The organism is Gloeothece verrucosa PCC 7822, from assembly GCF_000147335.1.
In the GTDB taxonomy this organism is placed as follows: domain Bacteria; phylum Cyanobacteriota; class Cyanobacteriia; order Cyanobacteriales; family Microcystaceae; genus Gloeothece; species Gloeothece verrucosa.
In genome coordinates this window covers 286,534-307,963 of record NC_014501.1, presented here as the reverse complement: position 1 = coordinate 307,963, position 21,430 = coordinate 286,534, and the positions used below count along the sequence as shown (strand labels likewise).

Annotated in this window: 21 protein-coding genes, 1 tRNA gene and 2 pseudogenes; 10 read left to right on the top strand and 14 right to left on the bottom strand. The window is 40.0% G+C overall.

The window, feature by feature from the left end; all coding sequences use genetic code 11:
- Positions 1-191: 191 nt before the first annotated feature.
- Together CYAN7822_RS01340 and CYAN7822_RS01335 are read right to left on the bottom strand one after the other, a co-directional pair.
- The gene (locus CYAN7822_RS01340) at positions 192-785 is read right to left on the bottom strand and encodes a pyridoxamine 5'-phosphate oxidase family protein (protein WP_013320436.1); all 594 of its coding nucleotides are present in this window, start codon (positions 783-785) and stop codon (positions 192-194) included.
- Positions 786-855: 70 nt separating this feature from the next.
- Positions 856-1,488 (bottom strand): glutathione S-transferase family protein, encoded by a 633-nt coding sequence (locus CYAN7822_RS01335; RefSeq protein ID WP_013320435.1) that lies wholly within the window; start codon positions 1,486-1,488, stop codon positions 856-858.
- Between the two features lie 112 nt (positions 1,489-1,600).
- On the opposite strand from CYAN7822_RS01335, the gene CYAN7822_RS01330 reads away from it, so the two are divergent.
- Entirely contained in the window at positions 1,601-2,143 is a 543-nt protein-coding gene (locus tag CYAN7822_RS01330) for a TetR/AcrR family transcriptional regulator (RefSeq protein ID WP_013320434.1), read from the top strand.
- Here CYAN7822_RS01330 and CYAN7822_RS01325 read toward each other — a convergent pair.
- The 3 genes and pseudogenes from CYAN7822_RS01325 to CYAN7822_RS34290 form a co-directional block, all read right to left on the bottom strand.
- Positions 2,140-2,586 carry an SRPBCC family protein gene (locus tag CYAN7822_RS01325; protein WP_013320433.1) on the bottom strand — a complete coding sequence of 149 codons (447 nt, stop codon included), beginning with the start codon at positions 2,584-2,586 and terminating at the stop codon, positions 2,140-2,142. The two genes, CYAN7822_RS01330 and CYAN7822_RS01325, sit on opposite strands and share 4 nt — an antisense overlap.
- A 71-nt stretch (positions 2,587-2,657) precedes the next feature.
- Positions 2,658-4,131 (bottom strand): annotated as a pseudogene (zds, locus tag CYAN7822_RS01320) (9,9'-di-cis-zeta-carotene desaturase).
- Between the two features lie 86 nt (positions 4,132-4,217).
- Complete coding sequence (locus CYAN7822_RS34290) at positions 4,218-5,108, bottom strand: hypothetical protein (protein ID WP_013320432.1); 891 nt, start codon at positions 5,106-5,108, stop codon at positions 4,218-4,220.
- Positions 5,109-5,621: 513 nt separating this feature from the next.
- Between CYAN7822_RS34290 and CYAN7822_RS37370 the strand changes: the two genes are divergently transcribed.
- From CYAN7822_RS37370 to CYAN7822_RS01300, 4 genes are all read left to right on the top strand, one after another.
- Positions 5,622-5,768 carry a hypothetical protein gene (locus CYAN7822_RS37370; RefSeq protein ID WP_157871761.1) on the top strand — a complete coding sequence of 49 codons (147 nt, stop codon included), beginning with the start codon at positions 5,622-5,624 and terminating at the stop codon, positions 5,766-5,768.
- 56 nt (positions 5,769-5,824) lie between these two features.
- Positions 5,825-6,490 carry a class I SAM-dependent methyltransferase gene (locus tag CYAN7822_RS01310; protein WP_013320431.1) on the top strand — a complete coding sequence of 222 codons (666 nt, stop codon included), beginning with the start codon at positions 5,825-5,827 and terminating at the stop codon, positions 6,488-6,490.
- Positions 6,491-6,602: 112 nt separating this feature from the next.
- Positions 6,603-6,839: a hypothetical protein gene (locus tag CYAN7822_RS01305; RefSeq protein WP_013320430.1), complete on the top strand. Its 237-nt coding sequence runs from the start codon at positions 6,603-6,605 to the stop codon at positions 6,837-6,839.
- Positions 6,840-6,841: 2 nt separating this feature from the next.
- Positions 6,842-7,090 (top strand): hypothetical protein, encoded by a 249-nt coding sequence (locus CYAN7822_RS01300; protein WP_013320429.1) that lies wholly within the window; start codon positions 6,842-6,844, stop codon positions 7,088-7,090.
- On the opposite strand, the gene trhO is transcribed toward CYAN7822_RS01300, so the two are convergent.
- On the bottom strand, positions 7,077-7,976 hold the full coding sequence (gene trhO, locus CYAN7822_RS01295) for an oxygen-dependent tRNA uridine(34) hydroxylase TrhO (protein ID WP_013320428.1): 900 nt from the start codon (positions 7,974-7,976) through the stop codon (positions 7,077-7,079). The two genes, CYAN7822_RS01300 and trhO, sit on opposite strands and share 14 nt — an antisense overlap.
- Positions 7,977-8,034: 58 nt before the next feature.
- Between trhO and CYAN7822_RS01290 the strand changes: the two genes are divergently transcribed.
- Together CYAN7822_RS01290 and CYAN7822_RS01285 are read left to right on the top strand one after the other, a co-directional pair.
- Positions 8,035-9,243, top strand: coding sequence for a tyrosine-type recombinase/integrase (locus CYAN7822_RS01290; protein WP_013320427.1), 1,209 nt, complete (start codon positions 8,035-8,037; stop codon positions 9,241-9,243).
- A gap of 461 nt (positions 9,244-9,704) precedes the next feature.
- Positions 9,705-9,777, top strand: a tRNA-Ala gene (locus CYAN7822_RS01285).
- Positions 9,778-9,879: 102 nt separating this feature from the next.
- Here CYAN7822_RS01285 and CYAN7822_RS01280 read toward each other — a convergent pair.
- Positions 9,880-11,043 carry a pyridoxal phosphate-dependent aminotransferase gene (locus CYAN7822_RS01280; protein ID WP_013320426.1) on the bottom strand — a complete coding sequence of 388 codons (1,164 nt, stop codon included), beginning with the start codon at positions 11,041-11,043 and terminating at the stop codon, positions 9,880-9,882.
- A 157-nt stretch (positions 11,044-11,200) separates the two neighbouring features.
- On the opposite strand from CYAN7822_RS01280, the gene CYAN7822_RS01275 reads away from it, so the two are divergent.
- Both CYAN7822_RS01275 and CYAN7822_RS35455 read left to right on the top strand, forming a co-directional pair.
- On the top strand, positions 11,201-12,331 hold the full coding sequence (locus CYAN7822_RS01275) for an ATP-binding response regulator (RefSeq protein WP_013320425.1): 1,131 nt from the start codon (positions 11,201-11,203) through the stop codon (positions 12,329-12,331).
- Positions 12,332-12,397: 66 nt separating this feature from the next.
- A pseudogene (locus CYAN7822_RS35455) lies at positions 12,398-12,652 on the top strand (Hsp20/alpha crystallin family protein); the annotation flags it as partial.
- Positions 12,653-12,756: 104 nt separating this feature from the next.
- On the opposite strand, the gene CYAN7822_RS01270 reads toward CYAN7822_RS35455, so the two are convergent.
- Both CYAN7822_RS01270 and CYAN7822_RS01265 read right to left on the bottom strand, forming a co-directional pair.
- Entirely contained in the window at positions 12,757-13,197 is a 441-nt protein-coding gene (locus tag CYAN7822_RS01270) for a hypothetical protein (RefSeq protein WP_013320424.1), read from the bottom strand.
- Positions 13,198-13,520: 323 nt separating this feature from the next.
- Entirely contained in the window at positions 13,521-14,027 is a 507-nt protein-coding gene (locus CYAN7822_RS01265; RefSeq protein ID WP_013320423.1) for an HNH endonuclease, read from the bottom strand.
- A 190-nt stretch (positions 14,028-14,217) separates the two neighbouring features.
- Here CYAN7822_RS01265 and alr point away from each other — a divergent pair, with 190 nt between their 5' ends.
- The gene (gene alr / locus CYAN7822_RS01260) at positions 14,218-15,441 is read left to right on the top strand and encodes an alanine racemase (protein ID WP_013320422.1); all 1,224 of its coding nucleotides are present in this window, start codon (positions 14,218-14,220) and stop codon (positions 15,439-15,441) included.
- 450 nt (positions 15,442-15,891) lie between these two features.
- Here alr and CYAN7822_RS01255 read toward each other — a convergent pair whose 3' ends face one another.
- From CYAN7822_RS01255 to CYAN7822_RS01235, 5 genes are all read right to left on the bottom strand, one after another.
- The gene (locus CYAN7822_RS01255) at positions 15,892-17,337 is read right to left on the bottom strand and encodes a coproporphyrinogen-III oxidase family protein (protein WP_013320421.1); all 1,446 of its coding nucleotides are present in this window, start codon (positions 17,335-17,337) and stop codon (positions 15,892-15,894) included.
- A gap of 146 nt (positions 17,338-17,483) precedes the next feature.
- Positions 17,484-18,365 carry a DMT family transporter gene (locus CYAN7822_RS01250; protein WP_013320420.1) on the bottom strand — a complete coding sequence of 294 codons (882 nt, stop codon included), beginning with the start codon at positions 18,363-18,365 and terminating at the stop codon, positions 17,484-17,486.
- Positions 18,365-19,474, bottom strand: a complete 1,110-nt coding sequence (locus CYAN7822_RS01245) for a class I SAM-dependent methyltransferase (RefSeq protein WP_013320419.1) — start codon at positions 19,472-19,474, stop codon at positions 18,365-18,367. Before CYAN7822_RS01245 ends, CYAN7822_RS01250 begins: the two co-directional genes overlap by 1 nt.
- Positions 19,475-19,518: 44 nt before the next feature.
- The gene (hydE, locus tag CYAN7822_RS01240) at positions 19,519-20,544 is read right to left on the bottom strand and encodes a [FeFe] hydrogenase H-cluster radical SAM maturase HydE (protein ID WP_013320418.1); all 1,026 of its coding nucleotides are present in this window, start codon (positions 20,542-20,544) and stop codon (positions 19,519-19,521) included.
- A 98-nt stretch (positions 20,545-20,642) separates the two neighbouring features.
- Positions 20,643-21,422, bottom strand: a complete 780-nt coding sequence (locus CYAN7822_RS01235; protein ID WP_041933089.1) for a hypothetical protein — start codon at positions 21,420-21,422, stop codon at positions 20,643-20,645.
- Between the last annotated feature and the right edge of the window lie 8 nt (positions 21,423-21,430).

The following is a 21,430-nucleotide window of genomic DNA, read 5'->3' as shown; positions in this document are numbered from 1 at the left end:
AGATACGCATAATTACCAAAAATTTTAGTGTGGATTTATAAACAGTCCTTAAGCTCGGTTAGAGGTGGGAATGATTTTGATGAGAAACCTATAAATTTTGAGCCGCGCTATTACTAAGCACCGAAATTATTATAGTATGAGAGACTGGGGTGCAACGCTCGTGTTCCGCACTGTTCACCTAATAAAAAGTTTTATTGCCCTAATTGACTCTCTAATTCCCGAATCCGTGCCGCAAGCGGAGCAATCATTTCTTGGACTTCTGCCTCAGAATAACGAATGGGAATATGTTGGGGACAATTCCAATCAAGCGCTTCCATTTTAATCAAAAATACTCGTCCTAATTCGGCTTGATAATTGGGGTCAGCTAATTGATTGAGCAATTCGGGGTTATCATCAATTACTTGGGCGCGTCCCCAAATTTTTAAGCGTCTTCGATGAGCATAATCCATCAAAAATAAGAAAATTCGGTTATTGTCTTTTAGATTCCCTGAACTCAGATATTGTTGATTCCCATTAAAATCTACAAAACCTAAAGTTTTCTCATCGAGAACTTTTAAAAATCCTTGAGGCCCTCCTCGAAATTGTATATAAGGCCAGCCATTACTATTAACTGTTCCCATATAAAAGCTGTCTCGTGCCGCAATAAATTCTATTTCTTTCGCTGTTAATACATCTTCAGATACCCCTCGCTTGGCAAAGTTATCATAAATTTCTCTAGAACCGTAGCAGCTTTGAGTCGCTTTCACGCCATCAGTAAAGGCTATATTCGTAAAATTTCTAGCCATGATTTTTTCCCTCATACAAAATCTGATTAAGGAGTAGTTGGGTAGGGATAGCCTACCAAAAATTTATAATTTATGCTGAAATAGCGATGGCTTTTTTAGACACTTCTATATTCGGCATTCCTACAAAACCCGGCAGGTTTTTAATACGCTCAATCCAAGCTTGTATATTAGGATAGTGATCAAGAGCAATTTTTCCATCGGGCGCTAAGGCAATATAAGGAAATACAGCCACATCAGCAATGGTAGGATGTCCTAATTCTAACCACTCTCGCCCTTGTAAATGTTGGTCAATTTGATGAAGAATAAAAGCCGCTTTTTGAGTTGCCACATCAATATTGACGCTCTTAGCATTAAATAAGTAAAATAGTCTAGCGGCTTCTGTACCTTGGCGAATTTCTCCAGCAGTAGTGGATAACCAACGCACGATGCGGCTAAGAGACTCTGCATCATTGGGTAACCATTGTTCATTGCCGTAACGACGCGCTAAATACACTAAAATAGCTTGAGCATCTGAAAGGATGGTTTGATCATCCACCAATACAGGCACTTGTCCAAAGGGGTTAAGCTTGAGAAATTCTTCTCCTTTGTGTTCTCCTTGCATCAGATCAACCTGTATGTATTCATAGTCAAGATTCAACAAAGATAAAAAGAGTTTCACTTTGTAACTGTTACCCGAGAGTTCATGTCCGTATAGCTTAATCATGGTCTTAACCTGCTTTTTTTCTTTGACTCTCTTATTGTACCGAACGTTCTGTTTAATGTCAAGACCGAATATTCGGTACAATGAAAATCCACTTGGAAATAAAAAGAGAAAAATGTCTAGAGAACAAGCGATTCGGCAATTAATCCCGGTTTTTCGGCGATATGGTTATGAGGGAGCAACCCTGTCACGTTTATCAATGGCAACGGGTTTAGGGCGTTCGAGTCTGTATCATCACTTTCGGGGAGGGAAAGAAGAAATGGCCGCCGCCGTATTAGAATATGTGGGGCAATGGTTTGAGACGACGATTTTAGCCGCTTTACGCACTAGGGATGAACCCCTGGAACGCCTGCGGGTGATGTGCGAGAATTTAAATGAGTTTTATCAGCAAGGTCAAGAAAATTGTTTACTCAATGCCATTACCTTTGGGGAGGGTAATGACCTATTTCACCGCCAAATTGAACAAATGCTGAAAATTTGGCTAGATGAACTGGCGCGTCTGTTACTAGAAGCCGGAATACCAGCAGAAATAGCTAAACATCGGGCACAAGAGGCTATAATCTTAATTCAAGGGGCTTTGGTATTGGCTAGGGGATTGGGTAACACGGCTCCTTTTGAGGAGATGATCGCTTCTCTTCCTGAGCGGCTTTTGGCTTAGGATTGACTTTGGACGTTCATTGTATACTGTTTAAATCGTTCTAAATCGGCTTGGATGGTAGATTCAACCACACGACCTAAAAAAAGATTATCCATTAACTTACCTAACCAACCCGGAATCGAATAAGCCACCGTCAATTTAACCACACTACTGCCATGACGATCATAAAAGCGAATTGCCCCTCGATTTGGTAACCCGTCCACAGATTCCCATTGAATAATTTGATTGGGAATCACTCTTAAAATTTTCGATAACCAAGTAAATTCAAAGCGACCACTAGCCAATTTCCAACGGGACAACTCAGGATTATCTTCTAAGACCTTAACAGACTCAATCCACTTCATCCAACGGGGCATCTGTTCTATATCAGACCATAAACTCCAGACTAGCTCAATCGGCGCATTAACTTCAACTTGTACGGTATGTTCTAACCAATTGCTCATTTTAGTGGTGAATATTAGTTTTTTATAGTACGGTGGGCAGTAGCCCACCAAATTGTTCAACAATGATCGATTTAGCTGGCAATAGAAGCTTGAGGACTAATTTTTAAATCTTCAGCTTTTTCTAAAATTGCTTTCGCCGCTTGTCTGCCAGAAAGGGTTGCCCCTTCCATACTATCAATATAATCTTGTTGGGTATAGCTCCCCGCTAGGAAGAAATTTGGGATCGGGGTAACTTGTGCAGGGCGATAACGGTCCATGCCGGGGGCTTCTCGGTAGAGGGACTGAGCTAATTTAACCACACTGTACCACGTCATTTTGAGTTCCCGAGAAGAGGGAAAAAGCTTGTGTACTTGTTTTAAAACATGATTGGCGATCGCTTCATTATTTTCTTTAATAAAAGGATCGCCGGGGGTTAAAACTAATTGTAATAAAGACCCTTGTCCGGGTTGATAATAATCGGCAGGACTGGTTAAAGCGAGGTCAGCAAAACAAGAAAAGTCAGCATCAGCCGTATAGAGTAAATTATCGATGCCGGCGGCTTTTTCTAACTGTTGACGTTTTTGGGGATCATTTAATTCTGTCACCCAACCATCAAAGCGTAACTGTACCGTTGCCACAGGAACAGCTTCTAATTTATAGATATTGTCAAATTCGGGCCACTTACGCCAATCTTGAGGTAATAGACGTTGAATTCCCGGCACATCAGTGGCACAGACATAAGCATCGGCTTTAATGGTTTCTTGGCTTTCCCCATTGGCGACAATGATCCCGGTGACTTGGGTTGCTTGTCCTTCTTGTTGATATAAAATTTCTCTGACTTGTCGTCGAGTATAAATTTTTGTGCCGCGTTGTTCTAAATAATTAATGATAGGTTTGTGTAAATATTCATCAGGGGAACCTTCTAACATCCGTAATACTGACGCTTCAGTTTTAGCCGCAAAAAACTGAAAAATTGTCAACATACAACGGGCGGATATATTTTCTGTATCAATAAATCCTAGGGCGTAGGCAATGGGGTTCCACATACGTTTTAGACTGCCATTATTGCCGCCATGTGAGCGAAACCAATCAGCAAAACTGATAGAATCCAAATCTCGGATACTTTTTCATGGCCCCTTCAAAGTCTATTAAACCGCGAACGATCGGGCTAGTTCCGAGAGCAACCGAATTAGCAATTTTATCAATGGTAGAAAGTTGAGAAGTGGTAAAAAAGGCTTTTAATCCGTTAAAGGGCGCTCCTGTAAAGAAACGAAAATCTAATTCTCCTACTTTTGCGCCTTCATTAATAAAAGTATGAGTATGTTCTTTGAGGCGTAGATTTTCAATCGCCCCTACTTTTTTCATCACTTCAAACAAATTGTAATAGCAACCAAAGAAGACGTGTAGTCCCATCTCAATGTGATTGCCATCTGCATCTAGCCAACTGCCCACCTTGCCACCCACAAAGGGACGAGATTCAAAGATTTCCACTTCACAGCCGGCATCCACTAGCTCTATAGCGGTGGCCATTCCGGCTAATCCTGCACCAACGATCGCAACTCGCATTCGTTTCCTTGACGTTTCAGTTTTTTTACATATTGTAACATTGCCGGGTTCAAGAGTTTTTTAACCGCTTAGGGATCAAGGAATTTTTAGCGATTGACTTGGGTTTTTTCTTCTAACTGTTGTTGGACTACTGCCTTAAGCTTAGAGTACAATTCCGAACGGTCTAATTTTGGGGTAAATTCATCAATCGTTCGCCCGGCGATGGTTCCTCGCCATTGATAATCGTGATCTAAATCCGTATAAAAGGCCGATGATGCCGATTTTTGGGGATCAGTCTCCGTAAAAAATTGAGTAAACAACTCATCTAAATTGGTTAAGGCCGATTTTAAATCCTGGGAGTTATTAACCTTAGTATCGCTCGTGGGTAAACCCTCATGATTGAGCAGAGATAGCGGCGAAGCTTGTGAGTTGCTTCTTAAGTGTGATTGAGCCGCCTCATAAACCGATAAGTTTTCATCACTGGAGTTAGACACTAAGGGATGGTTTAAATCCTCGTCAGTGGCTTCATTTATTGGGGTGGGGAACGAGTTCCGCACTGCTGTTAACGGATAAAAAGGCGGCTGATGGCTATGAGGGGAAAAAATCCGATTTTGTTCAGGGATCACAGCAGGGTTAAAAGATTTTGAGAGAGTTTTTGTGGCTGTGTTTTGGGGGGGATGATCATGGCTTTTGGCATATTCGCCCGATTCTTCTTGCTCAAGCAGATTACGGCAAATTAAACGTTCAAATTCATGACTAAAATGACTGGTCATTTGTTCTCGCCGCCTCCACAATTTCAAGATTTGCTCAACCGAGATGGCTTTATAACGTCCCTGATAAAGCGCTTCAATAATAGCGGTGCGTATCCATTTGGCTGAGTAATCTTTCAACCACTTATCGATCAGTTCTTGAGGAAAATAGCCTTTGAGATCAAACCCATAGCGGATGAGTAAGATCGTTGCTTGAGCGAGAGTTATGTCTTGTGTTGGCTCTGTCATCAATCGTATTGTCGGCAGTTCTTACAGACAAAGGCAGGTTTCTTTACATATCTTAAGATTTACTTAAGACTTTTGAGTAGATTGTTCGGGAACTTTTTCTGCTCTCATTCTAGTCCTAAGCAAGTAAGGAATCTATAAAGGTCATCATTAATTAAATAAGTAGAACAAATTTACGCTGTTGTCTCAAAAAATTAATCGCTGACCTCAAGGTTTTTGTTAACTAGATTGGGGTGCGGAACTCGTTCCGCACTATCACACTAAAATATCACACAGAAGCCTAAGTGAGTGTTATCACAAATCGATGATCAATTATTAGTTAGCCGCCGTAGGGTAGGGACATAAACGAGATGCGAATCCGATGCGCTACCGTTTGATGGAAGGGTTAAACCCAAGTGTTCATGCGTCGCTGTTAGCTAAAGAGTGATAACCCTTTATTAACAAAGGATGCGGAAAAAGCTCCGCACTCATTCGCTCAAAATTGCAGCCTAGTTGGTAATATTAAATGGGGAGAGGATGAAAAAATTAGGCCGATTGACTACATCAATATTGCTCACCATGAGTTTAGCCATGTACGCGCGTTATTTTTCTGATTCAGTGGCTAACTCTCAAAAACCTAAATTCAGCCCAATGATTCAACCTATCGCCCTAAAAAATGATTAAAATGCTTTTAGGGAATTCATCACGGATAATTATTGACAAAATAATATAATTATGATATGGCTGCCAAAACTCTCGGATTAGATGCGGGTTTGTATGAATATTTCCAGGCGGTTTCTTTACGAGAACCCGAAATTTTAACTCAATTACGCCAAGAAACAGCCCAACATCCTATGGCAAGAATGCAAATTGCGCCAGAGCAAGGACAGTTTCTAGCTTTATTAATTCAATTGATGGGAGCGAAAAAAACGCTAGAAATCGGCGTATTTACGGGCTATAGTAGCTTAGTGGTGGCTTTAGCCCTTCCCCCCGAAGGTAAGGTGATCGCCCTAGATCTTGATGAAGGCTATACAGGGATCGCCCGTCGCTACTGGGAACTAGCGGGAGTGACTGATAAAATTGACCTTCGTCTTGCTCCGGCTCTGGAGAGTTTAGCGCAACTCCTGCAACAAGGAGAAGCAGAAACCTTTGATTTTGCCTTTATTGATGCTGATAAAAGCAATTACGATCACTATTATGAAGCGGCATTAAAGTTAGTTCGTCCAGGTGGATTAATTGCCATTGATAATGTGCTTTGGAGCGGAAGAGTGGCTGATCCCAGCGTCCAAGATAATAGAACAAAAATCATTCGCTCATTGAATGAAAAACTACACCAAGATCCCCGAATTAATCTTAGTCTAGTGCCTATTGCTGATGGGTTAACTTTGGCAATGAAAAATTTTTGAGGTGCTTCCAAAAATACAACAAATGCCGCGTTAATTAAGTTAGTTGATGGGAGATTTTTTCGGGAGAGAGAAATGTTATGATCGAAAATATCTCTTTTAAACTAGCTTAATAGTGGATTTTGAAATTATCAGCGATATTACGAACATTGAAATTATTGCCACAGGAACAGGAATTCGTAATCGACTACGATTACAAAAAAAGTATGGCAAGGGTAAATGGAGAAAATTAAAGGGCATAGCCCAAGTTCAATTAGCCAATGGTATAATTAGGTTAGCTGAAGTCCATTGGTACGAAGCTCATGGAATTGGCAAAAAAGAATTTAAGCTTAAGCTACCGTTTCTAGATTGACTATGGAAATAGCTCTATCTCAAGCCAATCAGTTTGTAGTGTGTCTTAATAATGAAGGCTACGAAGCTTCACTAGAAGTCGGCAAAATATACCGTGTTATTCCTGATGAGACAGCAGAAATAAACGGTCTAATTAGAGTGCTTGATGAAAGCGGTGAAGACTATGCTTTTTCGATAAATCGGTTTCATCCTATCGAATTACCAAAGCCAATAGAAGAGGCATTATTATCTGTAGTTATTAACCATTCTTAAAAGCTTTACGACTTTTGAGTTGTAACTGCCGCACTTTTTCTTGTTGCCGCTTTCTTTTTTCTTGGCCGAGACTCTCAAAACAGTAAGGACAACAAATACCTTCTTCATATTGAGGAGACTCTTTATCCATCTCTGAAATGGGATGACCACAACTGCGGCACATATCATAGCTTCCGGGTTCGAGTTGATGTTTAATGGCTATACGTTCATCAAAGACAAAACATTCTCCTTCCCATAAACTTTCTTCGGGAGGAATCTCTTCTAAATATTTTAAAATTCCGCCTTTGAGATGATAAACTTGCTCAAAGCCTTGAGTGATTAGATAAGATGAGGCTTTTTCGCAACGAATCCCACCAGTACAAAACATGGCAATTTTTTTAGGCTGAGTGGGATCAAGAGAATTTTGTATATAATTGGGGAACTCTCGGAAAGAATGAGTTTGAGGGTTGATCGCGCCTTGAAAAGTCCCGATAGATACTTCGTAGTCATTGCGAGTATCAATGACCATCACATCGGGATCGCTGATCAACTCATTCCAATCTTTAGGACTGACATAAATTCCTACCTGTTGATGAGGGTTGGCTTGAGGTTGTCCTAGGGTGACGATTTCTCGCTTGAGTTTGACTTTCATGCGTTCAAACGGGGGAGACTCGGCCAAAGATTCTTTGACTTCTAAATCCTCGAAGCGGCTATCACGACGCAAAAAAGACAAGACTGCATCTATTCCCGCACGAGTCCCGGCGAGCGTGGCGTTGATTCCTTCACAGGCCAGTAGGATCGTTCCTTTGATGGCTTGTTGTTGGCAGTAGGCTAGAATAGGAGCCTGTAGACGGGTATAGTCTGGCAGAGAAACAAATTTATAAAAGGTAACAACAACCTGACTCATAGCGATTCAAAAAAATTTTGCCCATAATACCGGTATACATCATAGAAGTTATATTTAGATGAAACCTAGTAAGAACACTGAGAAACCTAAAAAAGCCAGTGCAGGAAGCGTTAGTCTAGAGAGTTTTCGAGATCGTTTACGAGTGCGATTTAGCTTTAATGGTAAACAGTACACAATTGGCTTAGGAGTGAGTGATACCTTAGAAAATAGAAAGCTTGCCCAAGCAAAAGTAAAAGAATTACAGTCGGATCTAGTTTTACAGAGATTTAATCCTGAAAACTTGTCTAAATACAAGTTAAGAAAAGATTTAAATGTTGTAAGACCTCCTGAGAAAAAAGAATTAACCCTTACCGAGTTATGGAATAAATATGTTTCTTACAAGAGTTGCACAGTGAAAGCTAAAACATTAAACGAATATAAAACAACTGTTGGTAGTCATATAAATAAAATGCCAGTGCAAGATATTAGCAAAGCTCTTGATGTAAGGAAATATTTACTCGCTCATACGACGGATTCAATGACAAAAAGAATTTTAATCCACATAAATGCTTGTGTTAAGTGGGGTATTAAAAACAAGTTAGTTGAATTAGACAAGAGTCCTTACGAAGGAATGGCAACAGAACTGCGTCACAACTGGGAAGATAATTCTATTCCAGATGCTTTTTCTGATCAAGAATTAGAAGCAATATTCGATGCTTTTGCTAATCATAAAGGAGTTTTAAAAGCAGGAACTACAGATGTGTATAGAGGATACGCTTACAACTTTTATCTCCCTTTTGTAAAATTTCTTGCTTATACGGGATGCAGACCTAGCGAAGCCATTGGGTTAACTTGGGGACAAATAGACGATAAATTACAAACAATAACATTCGATAGATCTATAGTCCATATAAAAGGTGAAGCGGTTGAGAATGAAAAATCAAAAAACAATAGATCTCGTAAATTTAGATGTGATGATAAGCTTACTAATTTGTTAAAAAGCATAAAAAATCTTAAGGTTTCTCCTAACGAATTAGTTTTTAAATCTCCGACAGGAAAAGCGATTAATTATAATAACTTCTCTAATCGTGCCTGGAACAAAGTTGTAGATCCTTTATTAGGAAGAGAGACAACCCCTTATCAATTACGAGACACATTCATAACAAAACAAATCAGTAATGGTATTTCTGCGGCAGTGGTAGCTAAGTGGGTTGATAATTCAGTAAGGATTATCGAAGAAAGATATTTAGATAGTGACAAAATTACCAACATTTGTCCTAGAAATTAATTAAGAAGAAAAACTAAATAATAAGCCAAGACTAGATAAACTCTAGTTTTTTTTCTCATTTTCTAGAATATCTTTAAAGTTTATATTTTACTAAAAATTGATCTAGTTATTTAGTGATTTAGTTATAAATTCCGCTTCGGGCCTCTGTCTTTAAAAAACTAATATATTTTTATATTAAAAATAATTTTTTTTTATACATATCCATCTGATACTAAAATGGCTAAAACTATTTTATAGAAAGACTTTTAAGAGATTCAGATGATACTAATCTGATACTAAAAAGTCCTACTTAAAAACTCGTAGGCAAGTTTAATTGACTAATAGATGGAGTAAAGCTTAAGAAAGCAAATTCCAGAACCCTTTATCTGTAAGAGTTTTAGAAAGTAGTTGACATTTAGAAGAGTGATCGCTATACTAGATAAGGCAAAGAAAAAACCTTGAATTTAATAAATTCATAACTTGGGGGTATAGCTCAGTCGGTAGAGCGCCTGCTTTGCAAGCAGGATGTCAGCGGTTCGAGTCCGCTTACCTCCATTTTATAGCTTGTAGTATCTAGTAAAAAACAGCCTGCTTAAATTTACTCCCCCCAGGAAGAGAGTAGGGGGGATACGAGGGGAGCTATGCTAATGCCCAATATCACAAAGATGCCATAAACTGGGCGATACGATCCAATCCTTTTTCAATCGTCTTCATATCGGTAGCATAAGACAGACGGATAGTGGTATCATTACCAAAAGCAATCCCCGGAATTACGGCGACATTTTGAGACTCCAGTAACTTATCCGAGAAATCCAGAGAAGTCATTCCCGTTTGGCTAATATCAACATAAACATAAAAAGCACCATTGGGAACCGGACAACTGAGCTTATCAATTTGATTAATTCTCTCTAACATCACCTGGCGGCGTTCGGCGAAAGCTTTACACATCTGTTCGACACATTCTTGAGAACCTTCTAAAGCCGCTACCGCGCCATACTGAGCAAAAGTACAAACATTCGAGGTACTATGACTCTGGATGGTAGTCATTGCTTTAATGAGTTCTTTCGGTCCCGCCATATAGCCAATGCGCCAACCCGTCATGGAATAGCTTTTGGCAAACCCATTACTAATGATCGTCCTCTGAAAAATCTCATCGCCAAAACTCCCAATACTTTGATGTTCTGCGCCATCATAGAGAATTTTTTCATAAATCTCATCAGAAACCACCAAAATATCCTTTTCCACGATAATTTCGGCTAACTTTTGGATTTCTTGTGGCGTGTAAACCGTTCCTGTAGGGTTAGAAGGCGAGTTAAGAACAAATAACTTAGTTTTTGGGGTAATGGCTTCTTTTAATTGCTCAGGGGTAATTTTATAATCATAATCAGCTTGAGTTTGCACAATAACCGATGTTCCCCCGGCCAGGGTTACCATTTCAGGATAACTCAGCCAGTAGGGAGCAGGAATAATCACTTCATCCCCAGGTTCAATTAAAGCCAACATCAAGTTAAATAGAGAATGTTTCCCGCCATTGGTCACCATCACCTGTTCAGGGGGATAATTGAGATGGTTATCTTGGTACAATTTTTTAGCGATGGCTTCTCTTAACTTGGGTTCTCCGGCTGCCGGACCATACTTGGTCTTACCTTGATCTAAAGCCAGTTTAGCCGCTTCCTTGATATGGGTAGGTGTATCAAAATCCGGTTCTCCAGCACTAAAACTACAAACATCGATCCCTTGTCCTTTCATTGCTTTAGCTTTAGCAGCAATGGTCAATGTTAGGGAAGGGGTGACTTTACCGACTCGGGTGGCCAACTTCATGATGATTCTTCGCAATTCTTCTTTATCTATTTTGAGTGATTGACAATACACTCTCCTCTAGTATTCTCGATTTAAAAGCAATGGTTAATTTTTTTCACAGGATTTACAGAATTTATCTGTTGCCAACTGACAGGTTAGATTAAAGTAGGGCGAGCTAATGGTTGAGGTCAAGGATCATATTTTGCTGATGGTGTCTCAAAGCGAAAATCGTCGTTTACTGACAGATTTATTAAAAACTGAATATTCTCTCTTGTTTTTTGTCAATGAGAAAAGCCTGAGTCAAGACTTTGATTTATGTATTGTAGATGGATTAGCTTTAAAACGTTATCAATGCCAGTTACAGGCGCGACGAGAGGCATCTGAACCGGTTTTTCTGCCTTTTGTGCTGTTAATTTCCCGTCCTCAGATGAAAATTATTAACGATGTGTTACCGGCTCAAGTGGATGAAGCGCTCGTTATTCCCATTGAAAAGGTAGAACTCTTAGGGCGGCTAAAAGCCTTATTGCGATCACGTCGCTTAACCCTGGAATTAAAAGCGGCTAATGAGCAATTACAGCACCTCAATGCCTTTAAAAGCCGCTTTCTTTCTATGGCTTCCCATGATTTACGTAGTCCTTTAAGTGCTATTTCTGCCAGTGCCCAACTTTTACAAAATCATTATCACAAGCTTTCTAGAGACAAGCAGGAAAGAATTCTTCAGTTGATGCACTCAGGAGTGAAGAGGATGACCCAATTATTAAATGATATTGTGATTATTAATCAGGCCGAAGAAGGAAAATTAACCTTTCATCCTTCCTTTTTTAACTTAGACCAATTTTGTCAAGAATTAGTGGAGCAATTTCAGATGGCTTCAGGCAGTCGGCATCAAATTGAATTTATGAGTGTCACTGACTCGAAGACAGATCATTTTAAATTGTTTAACTCAGATTTCAAAGTTTACATGGATAAAAATTTATTATACCATATTTTTTCTAATTTACTTGATAATGCCATTAAATATTCTCCAGATGGCGGGATAATTTCTTGTAAATTAATTTATCAAGAGCATCAAGTTATTTGTCAAATCAAAGATCCCGGCATAGGCATTCCGCTTGAAAAGCAACAAAAATTGTTTGAGGCTTTTGTGCGAGGCGATAATGTAGAAAAAATTCGGGGGACAGGATTAGGATTATCCATTGTTAAACAATGTGTAGAGCTTCACGGCGGAACCATCGCTTGTGAAAGTCAAATTAACCTAGGGACGACTTTTATTGTTACCCTACCTTATGGCTATGAGAAATTTCATTAATAGGGGAGATGAGAGAGCCGGGTTAAAGATAGGAGGAGAAAACGCGATCAATAGGAAGCCTTTCATCTTAAACTAGAAATTCCTGGCATGAAAGCGGAAGATTTAGATATTCAAGTCAGTCAGAAAACTGTCGCTATTAGCGGATAACGCAAGCAAGAAAGCAAAACCTCAGAAAATGGAGGCGCTAAAAGCGAATTACGCTATGGGAAGTTTCAAAGAGTCATTTCTTTACCCGCATCTGTAGAAAATACCCAAGTCACTGGCGAATATAAAGAGGGAATTTTCAACATAGTCTTACCTAAGACAGATGTAGAAAAATAGAAACTTGTTAAAGTTCAAGTTAGCTAGGGAATAATTGAGGTGTAGATAGGGGGGAGATGACCCCCTATTTTTTTATCTCCTCACTCTCCACAGACTGTATAGGTTTATTTATTCTCTAAGCCTCCCCAAGCGCCCTCATCGCTGATGCGGCAAATCATACCGGGTTGTTCGCTTAACTGTTTCATCCAAGCTTGTAGTTGCTGTTTTCCCTGTTCACCGTTGAGCCAAACGAGGGTTAAGTTTCCAATCACATCATAAGGATCACAAGATAACATTACGTCACTCTGAGCAATGGGTTCTATTTGCTCATTACATTGCCATCCTCCCCCCTCGATCATGTCTTTCCAAATATTGACATCTTTGGCTTCAACTTCGATGCTACTCTCTCCCTTGCTACAACCCCATATTCTCATCTGCTGAGAGTTATCGGGTAAATTGTCTAGATTAGTGTTCCCGCTTTGAGCCGATAGCGGCTGAGTTATGGCGGTTAAACTACCTAAGCATAAAAGGCTGATCCCTAATGTTAATTTTTTTGGTGTTTTCATAAAGGTTGTACTAAAAATTTGTGGCGGCGCTGGTACTAGATAATTACACGAACAAGGGGTAAGAACCAACATTAGTCTAGATCAATCTCGGTGGGGTGGGTCAAATAGCTTAAACTTTTGAAACTTTTTCCCGTATTTTTTTCTAGCCTCTTTTTTAACCGATATTTGCTTAATTCTCAGGGAAAAACCCACTCAACTAGAGCCGCCACAAAACCTATAGGGTTAATTTTACCGTAGCCGCCAACCCACAAAAAAACCTATAGGCCATAAAGCACCGCCAAAAAATTGCTTGTTCTTGGCCCTTAATATGCTATGCTATTATTTCACTCAGATGAAATACCGATCACATACTTTCTCCACTCCTGGTTAGACTCACCGCGAGTATGCTTAATCAGTTCAAAATACAAACTACTGTAGGGTTTACGAGGTTGAGACAAAAGAGTCATATTAGCTTCTTTAGGGGTTCGGTTACCTTTTTTCACATTGCAGCGCACACAAGCGGTAACCAGATTTTCCCAAGTTTCCCCTCCACCGCGAGAACGGGGAATCACATGATCTAACGTTAATTGCTCACCTTTGTAACTACAGTATTGACAAGTATGTCGGTCTCGTTCGAGAATATTTCGGCGGGTTAAAGGAATCTCCTTATAAGGAACTTTAACATAATGCCGTAATCGGATAACTGTCGGGAGAGGAAGACCACTATAGAGAAGTCGACCATTGTGTTCAAGTTGCTCAGCCTTACCTTTGAGTAACAATACAACCGCCCTCTTCCAACTGGTAATATTGAGCGGCTCATAGGAGGCGTTTAACACCAGTACCTTGCCCATAGGTATCGAGATTGAATTTAATTTATCCCAGATGGTAGCACAGATAACCCCTTATGTCTGCCCCATCACGCAAAAATATACAACTTTGCTGTTGACTTTTTAGGAACATCTGTTAATTTAGACCTATCTTAAACTTAAAATGCTTGTAAGATCAAAGCTTTAGGCTTGCATTTGTGAGGAGAAGTCAGCAATGCTGAGTCGACAAACAACCCCTAATGGTCTGACCGTTGGGCGTTATACCCCCAGTTTATCAGAAATTATCCGTCACCGGGCTTGGATAGAAATCGATCACCATGCCCTAGCTCATAATATCCGCTCCATAAAGCAAATTTTATCACCTTCAACGGCATTAATGGCCGTAGTTAAAGCAGATGCCTACGGTCATGGGGCAGTACGGGTTGCTCAAACTGCCCTACAAGCCGGAGCAACTTGGTTAGCCATTGCAACGTTAGGGGAAGGTATTGAACTTAGAGAAGCCGGCATTGCTGCACCAATACTCATTTTAGGGGCAATTAATACCCCTGCTGAAATTGCCACTATTGCCCAGTGGAAGTTACAACCCACTCTGTGTAACCCTCAACAAGCGTTAGTCTTTTCAGAAACCCTGACTAAACTCGATCAAAGCCTGCCGGTTCATCTTAAACTCGATACAGGGATGTCTCGCTTAGGGACTATTTGGACCGAAGCCGCCGCTTTTGTGCAGTTAGTGCAGCAATTACCCTATCTAAAAATTGCCAGTATCTATTCCCATTTAGCAACGGCCGATGACCCAGATCCCACTGTCATGCGGCTACAACATCAACGTTTTGAAGCGGCTATTGCTGAAATTAAAGCTAATGGTATTACTCCCCCTCGTCTTCATTTTGCCAATTCAGCCGCTACCTTAACTGATCCGTCTCTCCATTATGATTTAGTCAGAGTAGGATTAGGATTATATGGATTGTATCCGGCTCCTCATCTGCGGGAAAGCGTGGACCTCAAACCGGTTTTACAAGTCAAAGCGCGAGTCACTCAGGTAAAAACCATCCCCGCCGGTACAGGGGTAAGTTACGGCTATCAGTTTATCAGCGATCGCCCGTTACGCATAGCGGTGGTGGGTATTGGTTATGCAGATGGTGTGCAACGGAATTTATCTAACCGTTTAGAGGTTTTGGTCCGGGGACAACGCATTTCTCAAATTGGGGCCATTACAATGGATCAATTAATGTTAGATGTGAGTAATATTCCCGATTTACAAGCCGGCGAAGTGGTGACTTTAATTGGTAAAGATCAAGACCAAGAAATTACGGCTGATGAGTGGGCCGATAAATTAGGAACCATTTCTTGGGAAATTCTTTGCGGGTTTAAGCATCGTTTACCTAGGGTGAGTATTCCTCAATCTCAAGAAGAGTTAGAAGTCTCCGGTGTCAGCTAAAACAACCCTTTTGGCGACTGTAGCTGCTGTAGGGTGTGTTAGCATAGCGTAACGCACCCGACTTAATTAAACACAACTGCGAGTGAAAGGTAGGCGAAAGCTGGAACCTCCAAACTCTGGCGACGGTACAGTACCTTGACAATTCAAGTTATGGGGTTCCAAGCAAGAAATAAAGTCATCGGTTGACTTTCGGTGCTTGGGTAAAAACTTGACCGTAATTAGGTCAAAGTCTTCCAAAAAATGGTAGCCAGTACCCAGGGACTCTGGGGAAGCCAAACGTCTATGCAGTCGGGCTGTCGGAGTAACACTGTTGGGAGAAATATACATTTCGTTTGTACCAGCAACTACTAGATAAGTGGCGTAAAACCGTAAAAGGAAGTAACTAGAAATGCCCAATCGTGAGGTTGGGAAGCCCGCGCTCTATCGCTTGCGATGAGCGTCGGGAGGATGTCACACACAACTTCTATAGGGATATAATGCCCCTTGAAAATAAGCATCTTGAGGAAAAGGAACATAGTCAGGATGATGAAATTGTTGGGCGACTTCATCAGCAAAAAAAGCCCCTAATTTCGTCAATTCAATTTTCTCCTCATTTTCAAACAGTAAACCAAAAGTTTTTAATTGCTTAATTTTTTCCCCGAACACCTCATTAAGATCAGCCCCAGTAATTTGTTTAAAATAACTCTTCCATACCCGGCGATTTTTTAGAGGAAGAACTACCGCCCATCTCATTTGTTCTTCGGAACTTCTGACTATCCCTCGGTTCAGAGGTAATTTGCCGGACTCAATGAGAGCATAATATTCATCCATATTTTGAGTATTTAGCACAAACCTGTCTCGAAGACTACTAAAAGCCGTTAATCCTAAGCCAATTTGATCCAACAATCCACAGCATTGATTATCAGCATAATGAGAGTAATGTTCAGGCTTTTTGCTAAAGACTCGCCGCAGATTTTCATAATAACCATGTTCATTAAGAATATCGATGGCTACCTGTTTCATCATCAAAGTTTCTTCAACAGTTGGGATTTCTTGCGGGCGAATTTCTCGGACTTTTTTAATCGCGCCCTGATAATCTCCATAAGCTTCTACTTTCAGTCGATATAACTGTATCTCTTCGGTGTCTAAAGAAACCGCTTCTTCGATTACCTCGATCCAGTTTTCTAGAGTTTGCCCCCAATAGCCAAAAATAAATTCAATATTTACCTGAAACCCTAAATCTTGACAATTTCGGATCGATTCTATCGCTTCTTTTGCCCCATGATGCCGCCCCATTTTTTTGAGTACCGACTCATTAAAAGATTGTATGCCAATGGTGACACGATCAACGCCATAAGAGCGCATCATTTTTAGCCTTTCTATCCCTTCAGAACCGATCAAAGTGACCGGATCAACATCATAATTAAATTGCTTACAAGTGGACAGATCAACCCGTTCCACAAAAAAATCTAAAAAGCGTCTCATTTGCGCCAAACTCAAATAAGTGGGCGTACCTCCTCCGATCAAAATCGATCTCGCTCGAATTTTATCCCCGCCGAGACGCTTCATATAAATATCCATTTCTTTTTCTAATGCTTGAAGATAATGATCTTTCTCAGCAGTTTGTTCTCCCAACATCACCGGATAATGGCAGAAAGTGCAATGGCGACGACAGAAAGGTATATGAACATAAACATCAAATAATCCATCACTAGGGCTAGTATAAGTCCTAAATAACTCCTCTTCGGTGGTAGGAGCATACATGGTAATAGGCGGATAATGAACCGACGGAAAAAAATCCCCACTCTTACAAATTAATCCGGCTGTCTGAAGCCGCTTAAAATCTTCTATTCTTTCTTTTGCCCTCTCCATTAACCGTTGTGTTTGCTTATTATTGCGCTCTATAACTTGAATCATTTTCCGAATTCCTCTCTAGAATTAGTGGATAAAAATCCCGTAGCTAATTGACTTATTACACTAAAACTATCTCAAACAAGTTTTAATCTTAAAATTCTACTAAATAAACTTGTACCAATTTAAAAATATAAAGTTTATTTAACTTTTTACCCCCGGCAAAGTAAGATAATTCCAGTAGTGGTAATCGCCGTTCCCACTACCGCTTTTAAAGTCACTTTTTCTTGAGCAAAAATAGCGGCTAAAGGCAAAACAAATAAAGGTTCCGTAGAAATTAAGGTATTAGCTATCGCCACATCAAGATACTTAAAAGCCACGATAGACAACCAAAACCCGCCAAAGGTTACCACACAGACAGAGACAACAAACAAGCCGCCTAATTTGACATCAGAAAACGGCAGCATCCAACGCCCCAACTTATTCGTGATCACGCCTAAAAACAGGATGCCGGTAGTTCCTGAAATCATGCGGATAAAAGTCGCGCTCAAAGCAGAAACCGAGTCTAAACTATCCTTAATAATAATCAAAGATACCGACATACAAATTACAGCTAACAAACCCAAAATCATGCCTTTTAATCGAGAAGCTTTTTCTTCTCCTGTAATTTTTGAAATTAAAACCACCGTAATTCCTAACACAATTAAAAAAATCCCCGCCCATTGTACTCGGGAGGGTTGCTCTCCCAGAAATAGCACCGCTAAGACAACCGTGAAAACCTGTCCAAAAGTCATCAATAAAACTAAAGAATGTGCTTCTAAATCTTGTAGGGCTTCAAAAAATAAGGTATCACTGACAGCAATGCCTAATAATCCACTTAAAATTAACAGCAATAAGGATTGTTCTTCGATGCTTTCATAACCGATAAAAGCCAAAGCTAAAGCGAGTAAAATAATACTGAGACTTCCTTTGGCAAAGGTCATGGCTAAAGGGGAAATTCGCTCACCCAGCCGCTTAAATAGGATAGAACCCATTGCCCACGAAGCCGCCGAGCCAAGGCCCGCAAAAATTCCAATAATTCTTAAATCCTCCATCACATTTTTTTGAAGATTAAAACATATCTTTGAGGCACAGAAGCGAAATCTTTAACAAAGCGAAAACCGTAATACTTAAGCTGTCCAATAATTAATTGTTTGGCAATATAAGGACCATGATAAGGAAGTTTTCCCCGTTCCACTACCGCATTATCAACAATAATTAAAGTCCCGTCTTTTTTCAGGGATTTTTTAATATTATCAATAAAGCGATGTCGGTCATCCTCTTTATCCATCCCGTAAATATTGTGATACAAAGAACATAAAAATGCCACATCTATTTGATTTTCTCCAACGCCAAGAGTATCTCCTTGGGTCAAGACCGTTTCAACATTTTTTATGCCATATTTTTGACTGACGTGGTTAACATAATCCAAATGTTTTTCCACAGTATCAATAGCAAAAACACGCCCTTTATCCCCAACAATTTCGGCAAATTTAAAGGTAAAATACCCTGGGCCACTGCCAACATCAGCAATTTTATCTCCGGCTTTGATCGGAAAAAAAGTCATCATTTTGCTAGTTTTTTCCCATTCTTCCCTTCTCGGATTATTAAAAAGAATAGTGTCTTCTAACAGGGCTTTTCTTTCTTGATCGGCTTGGGTAAATTGCTCCTCTAATTTGTTCAAGTGATATTTTAGGGTTAAATAATCTTTTAAGTTGGTAAAATCATTAGCCGAAAAGAATTCAAAAAAACTGGACACATATTTGTCTTTTAAAAATTCTTTTTTTTGGGATTCAGAGGCTAAAAAGTAATCACAAAACCATTGTAAGGTGCTGTATTCTCCGCCATAATTTTCTTTAGGAATTAATTGAGTATAGAGTTCACTGGCGGCTTTAGCAGAATCGAGGTTTTTATGGGCGACTGCATCATAAACCAGTTTAGCGGCTCGGTTTCCTTCTTCAGTAATAGCAAAAGAGTCATTACTCCCTATGTGAATTAAAGACATAGGGGTAGTAATCTCAAGCCATTCCCCCCCCGCCGATTTATGTTCTTGGCTATTGGGTGAGCTTTTCGTGAAGAAAACTATCACTAAGATAGCGGCTAAAATTGCCAATATGGCTAAGATAATTGCTTGGGTTTCTCTCCTTGTTGTGATGATTCTCATCCGGTTTATTATTGATTATTCATGGTTAATGATTAACGCCTTGTTTAAGGAGTTCCTCCACTCATTAAAACTGGCGATTTAAAAGAGTTAGAACTTAATCCTGCCTGTTTTATGGTTTGTTGGGCGTGTTCTAAACTCACCACAAATCGCTGTTTAGAGTAAATCGCATATTTGTCGCGACATTGGGCAGGCGTAAAGTTAATCGTCAGGACATTAGCCCCTGCATTTAACCCCATTAATTGACCCCCTTTTTGAATTTTTTCTAAAGCACTCACTGTAGGAATTAGACAGGAAGGTAACAAAATTCTATAGAGTGCCATTGTGTTAAGGGTGAGATTGATATCTCCATAGGGCAAATTTTCCAAGGGCGTATCCTGATTAGGAATAAACGGAGATGAGCTAACAAAATCGGGCTGTATTTCCAGTGCTAGTAAGATATCCTCGGCTAAAGAATCTATAGTTTGATTGGGTAAACCGACAATATTACCTGTACCCACTTTAAAGCCGCTTTCCTGTAGAGTGCGAATACATTGTAATCTTCTCAGTAAAGGGGTATGGGCTATATTTTTGTAGAGACTAGGGGAGGAAGTTTCAAACTTAAGAATATAAGAATCTGCCCCCAATTCAGCAAATTTTTGATAGGCTTCTCGCGGTTTTTCTCCTAAGCATAAAAGAACGCTTAAGTTCAATTCTTTTTTCAGCCGGGGAATGACTTCTTCTAAAATGGGATCACAGTGCGGGTCTTGACCCCCTTGAAGAAAAATAATGGGGATATTTGCCTCTTTGATGTGAGTCCCGATGGCAAAAATTTGTTCGACTCCTAAACGATATCTTTCTAACTTTTGGTTAGTGGCCCTCATGGCGCAATAATTACAGTTTTTTTGGCAGTAATTAGAAATTTCTATTACGCCTCGCACCACAACTTGATCGCCATGATATCGCTGTCGAATTTCTCGGGCCTGTCGGAACAATTGCTGTTGCAAAGACCCAGAAGCTTGAAGCAATGTTATCAGTTCGGTTTTAGTAATTTGCCCGTTTTGGATTTGCTCTTGTTGATTAAGAAAATTCATCCGTTTTTCCTGAGTTTGAGGGAGTTATTTTGATTTAATGGGCATCTGAATTAATGGAGTTTACCGTGTTTGTTCACGGTTGACAGTTGACTAAACACTTAGCTTGCAGGTGGTGCTGGCGGCTTAAAGTCAAATTTTTCGCCTTTTAAGCTTTCTAGACTTTTCTTTTGGTCAGGAGTGAGAACCGCTAACACTTCATCGTTGCTTTCTTTGATAATGCCTTCCATTACCTTACGGTTGGTGTCAATCACTTTTTCCTTTTCTTGCTTGTCACTGGGGGGAATTTGCCAGCTAGTCCGCATTTTGCTAATCATCTGAGTTCGAATGGTACCGATCTTTTTCTGCTGTTCATCCGTCAGTTTTAAGTCTTGCGCGTATTGATCGCTGTTGAGAACGCCAAATCCGTAAATTTGTAGGGTAATTTCTTTAAAGCGCTTAACTTGATTTGGGCTTAAAACTTTTCCTATTTCTTGACGGGTTTTATTGATTTCTTCTTGAACGGGTCCGCTAACTTCTTCAAGTTTTTTGCTCTGTTCTGCTGGTGGGAGTCCGTTTAAGTTCACATTGCCGTAAATTTGTTGTAATTTTCCTCTAAAATCTTGGGTAATCTGTTTAATTTTGGTTTCTTGATCTGGGGTGATCTTTAACTCGGTTTTGAGTTGATCACTTTGTAATAATTCTAGAGGATCAGTGTTTTGGCGTTCTGCGCCTGTCATTCCTGCGGTAATGGGATCGACTGTTCCTTCGGATGTGCTAGTAGCAGGTGATGCGGTTCCTGTGTCGGGAGATGTTGCTGTTGTGGGTGCTGGACTGTTGTTATCTGTGGTTGTTTTGTCGCCTCCATTGCAACCCGATAAGAAGATTACGCTGGCAAGCATGATTAGCC